The 11,429-nt window shown below is 31.4% G+C and carries 15 protein-coding genes; 12 read left to right on the forward strand and 3 right to left on the reverse strand.

From position 1 onward, the window contains the following. Positions 1-229: 229 nt before the first annotated feature. The 3 genes from ACEW8E_RS10590 to ACEW8E_RS10600 all read left to right on the forward strand — a co-directional run bounded on the left by ACEW8E_RS10590 (position 230) and on the right by ACEW8E_RS10600 (position 2,311). A complete protein-coding gene (locus tag ACEW8E_RS10590; protein WP_373480313.1) occupies positions 230-481 on the forward strand; it encodes a hypothetical protein in 252 nt (83 codons plus the stop codon). Between the two features lie 184 nt (positions 482-665). After that, positions 666-1,784 (forward strand): DUF4388 domain-containing protein, encoded by a 1,119-nt coding sequence (locus ACEW8E_RS10595; protein ID WP_373480314.1) that lies wholly within the window; start codon positions 666-668, stop codon positions 1,782-1,784. 71 nt (positions 1,785-1,855) lie between these two features. Next, entirely contained in the window at positions 1,856-2,311 is a 456-nt protein-coding gene (locus ACEW8E_RS10600; RefSeq protein ID WP_373480315.1) for a GatB/YqeY domain-containing protein, read from the forward strand. A 7-nt stretch (positions 2,312-2,318) separates the two neighbouring features. On the opposite strand, the gene ACEW8E_RS10605 is transcribed toward ACEW8E_RS10600, so the two are convergent. Continuing rightward, positions 2,319-2,609, reverse strand: a complete 291-nt coding sequence (locus ACEW8E_RS10605) for a hypothetical protein (RefSeq protein ID WP_373480316.1) — start codon at positions 2,607-2,609, stop codon at positions 2,319-2,321. A gap of 228 nt (positions 2,610-2,837) precedes the next feature. Here ACEW8E_RS10605 and prfA point away from each other — a divergent pair, with 228 nt between their 5' ends. Continuing rightward, entirely contained in the window at positions 2,838-3,950 is a 1,113-nt protein-coding gene (prfA, locus tag ACEW8E_RS10610) for a peptide chain release factor 1 (protein ID WP_373480317.1), read from the forward strand. A gap of 258 nt (positions 3,951-4,208) precedes the next feature. Here prfA and ACEW8E_RS10615 read toward each other — a convergent pair whose 3' ends face one another. Continuing rightward, positions 4,209-4,502, reverse strand: coding sequence for a ferredoxin (locus ACEW8E_RS10615; RefSeq protein WP_373480318.1), 294 nt, complete (start codon positions 4,500-4,502; stop codon positions 4,209-4,211). A gap of 430 nt (positions 4,503-4,932) precedes the next feature. Here ACEW8E_RS10615 and ACEW8E_RS10620 point away from each other — a divergent pair, with 430 nt between their 5' ends. The 5 genes from ACEW8E_RS10620 to gatC all read left to right on the forward strand — a co-directional run bounded on the left by ACEW8E_RS10620 (position 4,933) and on the right by gatC (position 8,813). After that, positions 4,933-5,898 carry a Gfo/Idh/MocA family protein gene (locus ACEW8E_RS10620; RefSeq protein ID WP_373480319.1) on the forward strand — a complete coding sequence of 322 codons (966 nt, stop codon included), beginning with the start codon at positions 4,933-4,935 and terminating at the stop codon, positions 5,896-5,898. Positions 5,899-6,046: 148 nt separating this feature from the next. Beyond that, entirely contained in the window at positions 6,047-7,222 is a 1,176-nt protein-coding gene (dxr, locus tag ACEW8E_RS10625; RefSeq protein WP_373480320.1) for a 1-deoxy-D-xylulose-5-phosphate reductoisomerase, read from the forward strand. A 73-nt stretch (positions 7,223-7,295) separates the two neighbouring features. Then, positions 7,296-7,880, forward strand: coding sequence for an ATP-dependent Clp endopeptidase proteolytic subunit ClpP (gene clpP, locus ACEW8E_RS10630; RefSeq protein WP_373480321.1), 585 nt, complete (start codon positions 7,296-7,298; stop codon positions 7,878-7,880). Between the two features lie 63 nt (positions 7,881-7,943). Further along, entirely contained in the window at positions 7,944-8,465 is a 522-nt protein-coding gene (locus tag ACEW8E_RS10635) for a photosystem I assembly protein Ycf3 (protein ID WP_373480322.1), read from the forward strand. 60 nt (positions 8,466-8,525) lie between these two features. Further along, positions 8,526-8,813 (forward strand): Asp-tRNA(Asn)/Glu-tRNA(Gln) amidotransferase subunit GatC, encoded by a 288-nt coding sequence (gene gatC, locus ACEW8E_RS10640; protein ID WP_373480323.1) that lies wholly within the window; start codon positions 8,526-8,528, stop codon positions 8,811-8,813. Positions 8,814-8,959: 146 nt separating this feature from the next. Here the strand turns inward: gatC and ACEW8E_RS10645 are convergent, their stop codons facing one another. Further along, positions 8,960-9,118 carry a transposase gene (locus ACEW8E_RS10645; RefSeq protein ID WP_373480327.1) on the reverse strand — a complete coding sequence of 53 codons (159 nt, stop codon included), beginning with the start codon at positions 9,116-9,118 and terminating at the stop codon, positions 8,960-8,962. Positions 9,119-9,242: 124 nt separating this feature from the next. Between ACEW8E_RS10645 and rsfS the strand changes: the two genes are divergently transcribed. The 3 genes from rsfS (at position 9,243) to ACEW8E_RS10660 (ending at position 11,256) form a co-directional block, all read left to right on the forward strand. Beyond that, entirely contained in the window at positions 9,243-9,665 is a 423-nt protein-coding gene (gene rsfS / locus ACEW8E_RS10650; protein ID WP_373480324.1) for a ribosome silencing factor, read from the forward strand. Between the two features lie 52 nt (positions 9,666-9,717). After that, complete coding sequence (locus tag ACEW8E_RS10655) at positions 9,718-10,227, forward strand: CGLD27 family protein (protein ID WP_373480325.1); 510 nt, start codon at positions 9,718-9,720, stop codon at positions 10,225-10,227. A 75-nt stretch (positions 10,228-10,302) separates the two neighbouring features. Further along, positions 10,303-11,256 carry an asparaginase gene (locus ACEW8E_RS10660; protein WP_373480326.1) on the forward strand — a complete coding sequence of 318 codons (954 nt, stop codon included), beginning with the start codon at positions 10,303-10,305 and terminating at the stop codon, positions 11,254-11,256. Positions 11,257-11,429 lie beyond the last annotated feature (173 nt).

Here is an 11,429-nt window from a genome sequence, read left to right on the forward strand (position 1 = left end):
CGGTTGTTCTTATCTTATCATAATTTTCAACCGTTGTGACAAGATAGAACGTTTATTTATCTGTCGAAATTCATCCCACACTTGTTTGATTTATTTTTTGTTGAAAACAAAGTGTGGGGCTTCTTTCGACATAGAAGCTAAAATTTTTCTTTTCAAGGATAATTGATATTTGATTAATATAATAGTTAGTCAGTAAAAGTAAATTGTCAATCTATGGGGAGGAAAAAACATGAATATCAATCTTAAAAATGGTACTCAAACTAAAACAACAAAAAAAGTTCAAGATCTTTTAGATCCAAATATACTAAAATCAGCCAAAGAAATTTATTCTACTTACTGTCATTTTCATGTTAAATTAGCGAAACCTCCCATTGGAGTTGCTATTGATAAGAAAACTCATCGAGGACAATTATTATTTACTCAACGTCCTATTTTATTACCTTGGGAAAATTTTATTCCTATGAACAAAATAGAATCATAACCTATTAAATAAATATTTTGAAGATGGTTTATTTTTATTTTCCTGTTTAAATTTAGGATCATCTTTAAATATTACATTAATTATATTTAGGTTATTTTTTTTTAATTCTTGATCTTTTAACTTATGAAAATGTGTTCAAAATTTTATAAAAAACTCAAGTTACTATAACTGAGTCTTATATTATATGTATGGAAATTTACAAGAAATTGATGTTAATTCTCTTTTATCTTTTATCAGTAAACAACAAAAATCTGGTGTCCTTTTTATTGAAACAGAATCTATTTTTTCTTTAACAAAATTATGGTATTTTATCTTTTTTAATAGTGGTGATATTATTTTTATAAGTGATGAAGAATCTTTTAATTTACAACGTCTTCAAGAATATTTAATTTATTATAATTTAAAGGATGAGATCAACATAATTAAAGAAAAATTAACAACCTTTTTAAGTATCTCAGAATACGAAGCAATTTTACTTTTAAGTCAAGAAAATATTATCAGTATAAATCAAGAAAAAACTATTTTGAAATTGATTATAGAAGAAAATTTATTTAAGATAATTAGTTTAACAAAAGGTTATTTTACTTGGCAAGAAAATTTTAATTTACAACCTTTAATTATTCGTTTTAAACTAGATTCTTTTTTACCTAAAATAATTGATTATAATAAACAGTGGCAAGAATTAAATTCTTATATCAAATATCCAGAAGAATATCCTTTTATTACTAATTATCTTGAATTAAAATTACTTTTTAATCTTAATAAAGAAAAAGTCTTATGGGAAGCCATAGATGGGAAAACTACTTTTTTACAATTATCTCGTTATTTACATAAAAATTTAGCGACTATTGGTAAAATTATTTATCCCACTATTGAAAAAGGATTAGTTAAAGTGATAACTCCTGCTTTTTCTACTCCTATTAATCAATATTTATCCTCAAAAATTTTTAATATTCTTTTTATAACTAAAGATAAAAATTGGGCTTTTAAAACAGAAACTTTATTAAGTTTAGATAAATATAATTTACTTGTTGCCGATACTTTAATAAAAGCATTAGATTTTGTTTTTAATTCATCAATAGATTTAATTATCTTAGATAAAAAAATTAATGAAAATGAAGCGAATCAGTTGTGTAAAATTATCCGTAATAGTGATAAATTTAATTTTATTCCCATTATTTTAGTCGTCAATGAATATATTTTCAAAGATAACTTAATTCTAAAAATTTATGGAGTTACTGAATATATAACCAAGAAAATATTTAATAAAAACTTATATAAAATACTTGATAAATATTTATAGTAATAACCTTTTTTTACTTAATTTTATGTTATAATTAGCCATGTTAATAAACTAGATTAAAATATAAAAATATGAGTTTAAAAGAACAAATTAATGAAGATATAAAATTAGCGATGAAAGCTAAAGATAAAATTCGCTTAGAAACCGTAAGAAGTATTAAAAAATTCTTATTAGAAAAAGAAATAGAGTTACGAGGCAAAGGTAAAGACAATTTAACTCCAGAAGATGAAATAGAAATTTTAGTGCAACAAGCCAAGCAAAGACGAGATTCTATTGAACAATATATTCAAGGTGGAAGACAAGATTTAGCCGATAAAGAAAAAACGGAATTAGACATTATTGAAACCTATCTTCCTGCTCAAATTTCTGATAGTGAATTAGAAGAAATTATTACTAATATTATTACTAAATTAGGTGCAAATACAACTAAAGATTTAGGTAAAGTTATGGGAGTTGCCATGAAAGAATTAAAAGGTAAAACTGATGGTAAAAAAATCCAAGAATTAGTCAAATCTAAGTTAAATTAATCACTAATTAATCTACCGTAGAAAATTTAATTTTAGGGATAAGTATATCTTCCACTATGGCAATTCCTGAAAATCCCCATCTAGGTAATAATGATTTTAGTTGAGGAGAAGATACAGATTCTACTGTAAATTTATGACTATATTCTGGGGTGTGATGATTCACATAACCTAAAGCGTCATAATCTTCTTTAAAAACTAATAAAAAAGTCTGATTACCTAAGTCTAAATCTTCAATATTTGCAGCTAAATATTTACCATCATGAGTTGCTCTTAATAGATAAAAAAAATTATTATACATAGAGAATAATTAACGGTGAACAATTAATAATTAACAATAGCTTTTTTTTGATATTCTTTAGTTTACGATTAACTGCTAAATATTGCTATAATAGTGAAGTTTAACTAATATCCGAGACTTATTTTTCAAATCTTATTTGAGAGTTACTCAAAATATATTGTTATCAAAGTGAAAGATTATAGTTAAATTCAATAGTTTGTTAATCGTATTTATTATTTTAAATTTATCATGGCAGAGTCATATTTATTAGAAAAATTAGCTTCTGTAGAAACAACTTTTACGGAATTAACTCGACGTTTAGGAGATCCAGATATTGCCACGAATCCCAATGAGTTACAAAAAATTGCCAAAATGCGTTCTTCTTTAGAGGAAACGGTTATGACTTATCAAGAATGGCAAAAAGCCCAAGAAGATTTAAAAGGTGCAAAAGAAATCTATAAAGAGTCTAACGCAGATCCTGAAATGAAGGAATTAGCTGGAATGGAAATAGCTGAATTAGATGCTCAAATTGATTATTTAGAAAGAAGACTCAAATTTTTATTGTTGCCTCGTGATCCTAATGATGACAAAAATATTATGTTAGAAATACGAGCAGGTACTGGAGGGGATGAAGCTAGTATTTGGGCTGGGGATTTAGTGCGAATGTACTCTCGTTATGCGGAAACTCTTAACTGGAATGTCAAACTTTTAAGTGAGTCTCCTGCGGAGATGGGAGGGTTTAAAGAGGCAATTCTCGAAATTACTGGAGAGAGTGTTTATAGTAAACTCAAATTTGAAGCCGGAGTCCATCGAGTGCAACGTGTACCTTTAACGGAAGCAGGAGGTAGAGTTCACACTTCCACTGCTACGGTGGCGATTATGCCAGAGGTTGATGAAGTTGAGGTGCATATTGATCCTAAAGAAATTGAGTTAACTACAGCTCGATCTGGCGGTGCTGGAGGGCAAAATGTTAACAAGGTAGAAACGGCGGTGGATTTGATTCATAAACCTACAGGTATTCGGGTTTTTTGTACTGAAGAGCGATCGCAACTCAAAAACCGTGAACGGGCAATGCAGATTTTACGAGCAAAACTTTATGAAATTAAACTTAAAGAGCAACAAGATGAAGTTACTTCTATGCGGCGATCACAAGTAGGGACAGGATCAAGATCTGAGAAAATTCGCACTTATAATTACAAAGATAATCGAGCTACCGATCACAGACTAGGGAAAAACTTTGATTTAACAGCGATATTAGAAGGCAAGATAGATGATGTAATACAGGCTTGTATTGGGCAAGATCAACAAGAAAGACTAGAAGAAATGGCTTCCTCTCCGAATACATCTGGGGCGTTAATTTAAGAAGATTATCAAGGTTAAGTATGTAACGGATACATTTTCTTAACCTGATATTAAATCCCTGACGCTCTCACACTGACCTACGGTATAGATGTGAGCCTCTTACCTCACGATAAGGTTTTTCTGCTTCATCGGACGGCACTAGGTATTACAGATTACTCCACGATCCCCCCGTAACCGCTACCCTCCACAGACTATTTACGATTCGTCCAACCGCAATTTTAGTTTAACTACTTTCTAAGATTAGAGAAAAAAAGCTAATTAATATAACTCTTCTTCTTTGTGGGTTTCGATTTTACAATCAGAAGTAGGATAAGCTACACAAGTTAATACATATCCAGCTTCAATTTGATCATCATCTAAGAAAGATTGATCAGACTGATCTACAGTACCAGAAACGATTTTACCAGCACAAGTAGAACAAGCACCAGCACGACAGGAGTAGGGTAAGTCAAGACCTTGTTCTTCAGCAACGTCAAGAATATACTCGTCATCGGGTACTTCGATAGTTTGTTCGCCGCCTTCGGTTACTAGAGTTACGTTATAAGTTGCCATGTTTGGTGTCCTTTAATTAATGTACAAAAAATTATGCTTATCATTTAAGCAAGTATAGTAAAAATAGTAAAGTATAAACGGCAATTATTCTCTACACATTAGAAATGAAATTGTTTTTCGTCAATACTATAAGTTTTTAAAATATTATAAGAATGACTTGAATCTAGTTATTAAAAACATTTATATTTGTTATAACTATTCATTTATAAAGACTTTAACTTTTATATTTGCTATATATTAGGAGGAAAACTCTTGATTTTTGTTATTAAAATTACTTATGATTAACTAACTTAGTGAATAAAATATAGGTTTATCTGAGATCTTGTAAGATCAAAAATACTTAATAAGTAAAAGTCCAAAATTAATTTTAGTATGATTTAATTTAAAAAGTCATAAAAATAAAATTAAAAAAGACTATTTAGAAAGAAACATGATCACAGTAGGATTAATAGGCACGGGATACGCAGCAAAAAGAAGGGCAGAGGCGTTTCAAAATTCATCATTGAGTGATTTAATTGCAGTGGTGGGTAATAGTGCAGAAAATACTCAAAGTTTTTGCGATACTTATCAAATTAAGTCTTTTAGCACTTGGCAAGAGTTAGTCAATGATTCAAGTATTGATTTAGTTTGTATTTGTAATGTTAATCGAGATCATGGTTCAATAGTAAGAGGAGCATTATTAGCTAATAAACACGTTATTGTTGAATATCCTTTAACTCTTAATCCTTTAGAAGCAGAAGATTTCATTCAATTAGCACAAGAGAAACAAAAGTTGCTTCATGTAGAGCATATCGAAATTTTAGGGGGTGTACATCAAGCATTAAAAAAACATTTACCTGCGATTGGTAGTCCTTTCTTAGCTCGTTATAGTACTATTTTAGCGAAGGAAAAAGTTACACCTCATTGGACTTATCATTATGATTATTATGGTTTTCCTTTAATCGCTGCGGTTTCTCGTATTAATCGTTTTACCGATTTATTTGGGGAAGTGGATTTAGTTAACTGTAATGCTCGTTTTTGGGATGCTTCGGAAGTGGGTTATTTTTCCGCTTGTTGGTGTCAAGCACAGATACTATTTAAAAATGAGATGATGCTAACAATAACTTATGGTAAAGGTAATCAATTTAAAAATAGCGATCGCACCTTAGAAGTCTATGGAGATAAAGGTAAAATTCTATTTGAAGGAGAAAAAGGAAAAATTATTACAGCAGAAGAAGAAATAGAGATAGAAGTTGGCACTCGTAGAGGATTATTTGTTCAAGATACCGAAATAGTTTTAGAACATTTAACCACAGGAAAACCTTTATATATTGATAATATAGCTAGTGCCTATAGTTTAAAAGTAGCAGGTGCAACACTACAATCTTATAAAAATAAACAGAGTATTAAATTATAGCTGAAATCACCTCAGTTCTATGTATGGCTTGAATATCCCATGAGAGCAAGTTTAATCCCCTTGCACTTTGCCCTTTACACCACCGAAATTTAATTACTACTCCCTATTCCCTGATAAGATATTCATAGCCAAAATGACGTATTAAATTATGAAATTAATTTCCATACTAGGTTCTACTGGTTCTATTGGTACTCAAACTTTAGATATAGTAAGAGAACATCCTGATAAATTTCAAATAGTCGGATTAGCCGCAGGAAGCAATATTAACTTACTAGCTGAACAAATCCGAGAATTTCAACCTCAAATTGTCGCTATTGAAAATGAAGCAAAATTATCTTTATTAAAAGATGCCATCGCTAATGTTGAGAAACAACCGATTTTATTAGCGGGAAAAGACGCTATTTGCGAAGTAGCTAGTTACGGAGATGCTCAAAGTGTTGTTACGGGTATTGTGGGATGTGCAGGATTATTACCCACCATTGCCGCTATTAAAGCTAGAAAAGATATTGCTTTAGCGAATAAAGAAACATTGATCGCCGCCGCACCTGTTGTGTTACCTTTAATTAAAGAATATGGTGTTAAATTACTTCCTGCTGATTCTGAACACTCCGCAATTTTCCAATGTCTGCAAGGTATTCCTGAAAAAGCATTGCGTAAAATTATTTTAACAGCATCAGGAGGCTCATTTCGTGATTTACCCGTAGAAAAATTAGCCACCGTAACAGTAAAAGATGCTTTAAAACATCCTAACTGGTCTATGGGACAAAAGATCACTATTGATTCAGCTACTTTGATGAATAAAGGTTTAGAGGTTATTGAAGCACATTATTTATTCGGAGTAGATTATGAAAATATTGATATTGTGATTCATCCTCAAAGTATTATTCATTCTCTCATTGAATTACAAGATACCTCTGTATTAGCTCAATTAGGATGGGCAGATATGCGATTACCGTTACTTTATGCTTTATCATATCCAGATCGTATTTCGACTAATTGGGAAACCCTTGATTTAGTGAAAGTTGGTAACTTAACTTTTCGTGAACCAGATCATCAAAAATACCCTTGTATGCAGTTAGCCTATGCAGCAGGAAAAGCTGGAGGTTGTCTTCCTGCGGTATTAAATGCGGCAAATGAACAAGCTGTGGCTTTATTTTTACAAGAAAAAATTACTTTCCTTGATATTCCTCGTTTAATTGAATCAGTGTGCGATCGCTTTCATGGCAAGAATACCACTAAACCTAATTTAGAAGATATTTTATACGCTGATCAATGGGCTAGAAAAGAAGTCAAAGAATTGCAAAATAAATTCCAGATAGATTAATTTCTCTGAATCGTTCCCATATTAGGTACAATCAGAATTATCAAGAATAGTAAAGATAATTGAAATTAACACAATGGTACCAACTGTTATTGAAACTTCTGGTCGTGGCGAACGGGCTTTTGATATATACTCTCGCTTACTTAGAGAAAGAATTGTTTTTTTAGGACAACAAGTTACAGATGAATTGGCAAATTCTTTAGTAGCACAATTATTGCTATTAGAAGCAGAAGATCCCGACAAAGATATTTATCTTTATATTAATTCCCCCGGAGGTTCAGTGTCTGCTGGGTTGGGCATTTTTGATACCATGAATCAAATAAAACCTGATGTCTGTACTATATGTGTTGGGTTAGCCGCTAGTATGGGAGCTTTTTTATTAAGTGCTGGTGCAAAGGGAAAAAGAATGAGCTTACCTAACTCAAGAATTATGATTCATCAACCTTTAGGAGGGGCTCAAGGACAAGCTACAGATATTGAAATTCAAGCTAGAGAAATTTTGTATCTCAAAAAACAACTTAATACTTACATGGCTTCTCATACAGGGCAAACTTTAGAAAAAATAGAAGAAGATACCGAAAGAGATTTCTTTATGTCAGCCGAAGAAGCTAAAAATTATGGTTTAATTGACCAAGTTGTGATTCGTGTTCCTAAATCTTAGGTAATAAGTAATAAGTAATAAGTAATAATCAGTTTTTAATTCTACATTTTTAATTTTTTATATATGCCAAGATCTCAAAGAAACGATAATTTTATTGATAAAACTTTTACTGTCATGGCGGATATTATTCTTAAAGTCTTACCTATTGATGCAAAATCTAAAGAGGCTTTTGTTTATTATCGTGATGGAATGTCAGCTCAGGCAGAGGGAGAATATGCCGAAGCCTTAGATAATTATTATGAAGCCCTTAAATTAGAAGAAGATTCTAACGATCGCAGTGAAATCTTATATAATATAGGTTTAATTCATGCTAGTAACGGTAAGTTAGAAGAAGCCTTAGACTATTATCATCAATCTTTAGAGCTAAATCCTCGTAAACCATCAGTTTTAAATAATATTGCCGTAATTTATCATCATCAAGGAGAAAAATGTAAACAAGCCATCGAAGAAGATGAAGCAGAAAGATTATTTGATAAAGCAGCAGAATATTGGAAACAAGCCATCAGAATTTCTCCGAATAGTTATTTAGAGGCTCAAAATTGGCTTAAAACCAGTGGAAGATCGGAAATGGATGTATTTTTTTAATTGATAGTTCACCGTTGATAGTTAAGCATATTTCAAAATTAAATTTATTATTACAAAAAAATGAGTATTACGAGAGAAGAAGTTAAAAAAGTTGCTAATTTAGCCCGTTTAGAAATTACCTCAGCACAAGAAGAAGAATTTGGTACTCAATTAAATGCTATTTTTGATTATTTTGAACAATTGAGCGAATTGGATACAGAAAATGTCTTACCTACTACTAGAGCCATTGATATTAGTAATATTACACGCAAAGATCAACAAGTAACTTTTAATGAGCGAGAAAGTTTGTTAAATTCTGCCCCAGAAAGGGAAGAAGATTTTTTTCGAGTACCCAAAATTTTAGCTTAAACTAAGATATTGCATCAGAATAAAAATACTTAATAGACAAAGTTTAAATCAATTTCACAGGCTTTAATTAGACTTCTTGCAGAAGTGGAGTAATGAGTAATGAGTTAAGAAATTAACGTTTTCCATCCTAAAATAGATTTTACTTTTTATTTTGCAAGAGGTCTAATAATTAAATGGACTTTAAACCCGAAAGACCAATCAATAGAGCTTTTCCTCCAATGGGCTAAATTTTGAAAAACTTTATTTCTTTTAGCTCTTTTATTATGGGAAATAACACTTGAAACCCGAAACCTGACACCTAATATTTACTATCATCACTCATACTTGTTCAGGAAACCTAATTAAGAATTGTAATCAATCACAAAAGATAATTTTTGATTTAACGGGTTAGTGTCAACTATAATTGTAAAAAAGAGATTAAGAATTTGAATGACACAATCACATTTACAACTTAAAAATTATTCCGCTCAATTGCATAAAAATCAATCTAGTTCATCTATTTCTCCCAAAGAGTTAGCTTTCATGATTGCTGAAGCCGCCGATGATCGTAAAGCTGATCAAATTGTACTCTTAAATGTTGAAAAATTATCCTATTTAGCTGATTATTTTCTCATCATGACGGGTTTTTCTCAACCTCAATTAAGGGCGATTTCTATTTCTATTGAAGATAAAATTTATGAAAAATTCCAACGCCTACCCATCAGAGTAGAAGGGAAAAACGAAGGAAATTGGATACTCCATGATTATGGTGATGTTATTGTTCATATTTTTCTCCCTGAAGCTAGACAATTCTATGATTTAGAGGCTTTTTGGAGTGGTGCTGAAAGAACAGTCTTTACCTCTAGCCCATAACTTCCGTCTCAATTAGGAGAATAATGTTAATTACTAATGACTATTATTGATTATGAATCAATCCTCTAATATTTTTTGCCCTGTACCACCAGAGCAACAACCTGTAAATGAATATCAAGAATTAGCGGAATCATCCTTTTTTCGTTGGGTAACATTGCCAAAACGTCAATTTATCTTTAAATTTATTTGGGTATGGGTGTTTAGTTTATTTATTTCCTCTCCTATTGCTGCTGCTAGTTTTTCTCCTCTACAAACTCCTTTTTCTTTTTTTCTCTCTAGTGGTTTAGGCGCTTCTCTTTTTATGGCTTTTTTCTTGATACGCTTGTATTTAGGATGGAGTTATATTGGCGATCGCCTCAGAAAGACAAAAATAGTGTATGAAGAGTCAAGTTGGTATGATGGGCAAATATGGGAAAAACCTTTAGAATTTTATCGCAGAGATCAATTAATTTTTCAGTATCAAGTACAACCGATTTTAAAAAGATTGCATAAAAGTATGATTTTATTGGGAAGTCTAATGGGTAGCGGTTTGTTAACCTTATTATGGCTAATAATCAATTGACAATGGACAATGAATAATGAACAATTAATAAATATTCTTAATTCTTCATTCCTATACTACCTACTTAGATAAAAAATGACAAGATTAAAACGCTCACCCTATCCACGCTTAGAAATACATCTATTAAGAGAAGGATTATTAGAATCTATCCATCAAGGAGAAGTGGTGGTTGCTGATGATAGAGGCAGAATTTTAGCCGTAGCAGGAGATACTGAAACCGTCTCTTTTATGAGATCAGCAATGAAACCATTTCAAGCCCTAGCGGTTACAAGTACGGGAGTGATGGAGCGATTTGACTTAAATGATAAAGATTTAGCGATTATTTGTAGTTCTCATCAAGGTAATATAGAACAAGCAAGACAAGTTTTTAACATTCTTTGGCGTGCGGATATTGAATCAAGTTACTTAAAATGTCCTATTCCTGAAGGAAAAGATAGTGCTTTACAATATAATTGCTCAGGTAAACACGCTGGAATGTTAGCGGTTTGTCAACAAAGAAATTGGAATTTAGATACTTATTTTCATCGCTCAAACCCAGTGCAACAATTAATTTTACAAAAAATTGCTGAGTTATTAGCCATTCCGGGAGCCGAAATTATGACGGCAAGAGATGATTGTGGTGTACCGACCTATGCTTTAGAATTAGGACAAATGGCCACTTTATACGCTAAATTAGCCAACGGAAATAGTATCGATTTAGAGAGAATCCTTCGTGCTATGACTAATCACCCCACTATGGTAGCAGGAGAAGGTGCTTTCGATACGGAATTGATGACTTTAACTGATGGAATGTTGGTTAGTAAATCTGGGGCAGAAGGTATCCAATGTATCGGTAATATAGGGCAAAATATGGGTTTAGCTATTAAAATTCTTGATGGTGCAAAACGGGCTAAATATGCTACTGCTATTCATGTTTTAAAACAATTGGGGTGGATTACTCCGACAGTTGCCCAAAATTTAGGTGACAAGTTTTTGTGTATTGATGATTATAAACGTTTGGAAGTTGCAGGAGAATTATCTTTTCTTTAAATGATTAAAAATTTCTGCTCAAATAATTAATAATTTATGTTAATAGGTTTCAGGTTTCAGGTTTCAGGTTTCAGGTTTCAGGTTTCAGGTTTCAGGTTTCAGGTTTCAGGTTTCAGGTTTCAGGTTTCAGGTTTCAGGTTTCAGGTTTCAGGTTTCAGGTTTCAGGTTTCAGG

The sequence above is a fragment of the Geminocystis sp. genome, from assembly GCF_041753295.1.
Taxonomy (GTDB): domain Bacteria; phylum Cyanobacteriota; class Cyanobacteriia; order Cyanobacteriales; family Cyanobacteriaceae; genus Geminocystis.

Excerpts from the sequence above, each read along its gene's own strand:
- ACEW8E_RS10590 (WP_373480313.1), top strand. The coding sequence starts at position 230 with ATGAATATCAATCTTAAAAATGGTACTCAAACTAAAACAACAAAAAAA.
- ACEW8E_RS10595 (WP_373480314.1), top strand. The coding sequence starts at position 666 with ATGTATGGAAATTTACAAGAAATTGATGTTAATTCTCTTTTATCTTTT.
- ACEW8E_RS10600 (WP_373480315.1), top strand. The coding sequence starts at position 1,856 with ATGAGTTTAAAAGAACAAATTAATGAAGATATAAAATTAGCGATGAAA.
- ACEW8E_RS10605 (WP_373480316.1), bottom strand. The coding sequence starts at position 2,609 with ATGTATAATAATTTTTTTTATCTATTAAGAGCAACTCATGATGGTAAA.
- prfA (WP_373480317.1), top strand. The coding sequence starts at position 2,838 with ATGGCAGAGTCATATTTATTAGAAAAATTAGCTTCTGTAGAAACAACT.
- ACEW8E_RS10615 (WP_373480318.1), bottom strand. The coding sequence starts at position 4,502 with ATGGCAACTTATAACGTAACTCTAGTAACCGAAGGCGGCGAACAAACT.
- ACEW8E_RS10620 (WP_373480319.1), top strand. The coding sequence starts at position 4,933 with ATGATCACAGTAGGATTAATAGGCACGGGATACGCAGCAAAAAGAAGG.
- dxr (WP_373480320.1), top strand. The coding sequence starts at position 6,047 with ATGAAATTAATTTCCATACTAGGTTCTACTGGTTCTATTGGTACTCAA.
- clpP (WP_373480321.1), top strand. The coding sequence starts at position 7,296 with ATGGTACCAACTGTTATTGAAACTTCTGGTCGTGGCGAACGGGCTTTT.
- ACEW8E_RS10635 (WP_373480322.1), top strand. The coding sequence starts at position 7,944 with ATGCCAAGATCTCAAAGAAACGATAATTTTATTGATAAAACTTTTACT.
- gatC (WP_373480323.1), top strand. The coding sequence starts at position 8,526 with ATGAGTATTACGAGAGAAGAAGTTAAAAAAGTTGCTAATTTAGCCCGT.
- rsfS (WP_373480324.1), top strand. The coding sequence starts at position 9,243 with ATGACACAATCACATTTACAACTTAAAAATTATTCCGCTCAATTGCAT.
- ACEW8E_RS10655 (WP_373480325.1), top strand. The coding sequence starts at position 9,718 with ATGAATCAATCCTCTAATATTTTTTGCCCTGTACCACCAGAGCAACAA.
- ACEW8E_RS10660 (WP_373480326.1), top strand. The coding sequence starts at position 10,303 with ATGACAAGATTAAAACGCTCACCCTATCCACGCTTAGAAATACATCTA.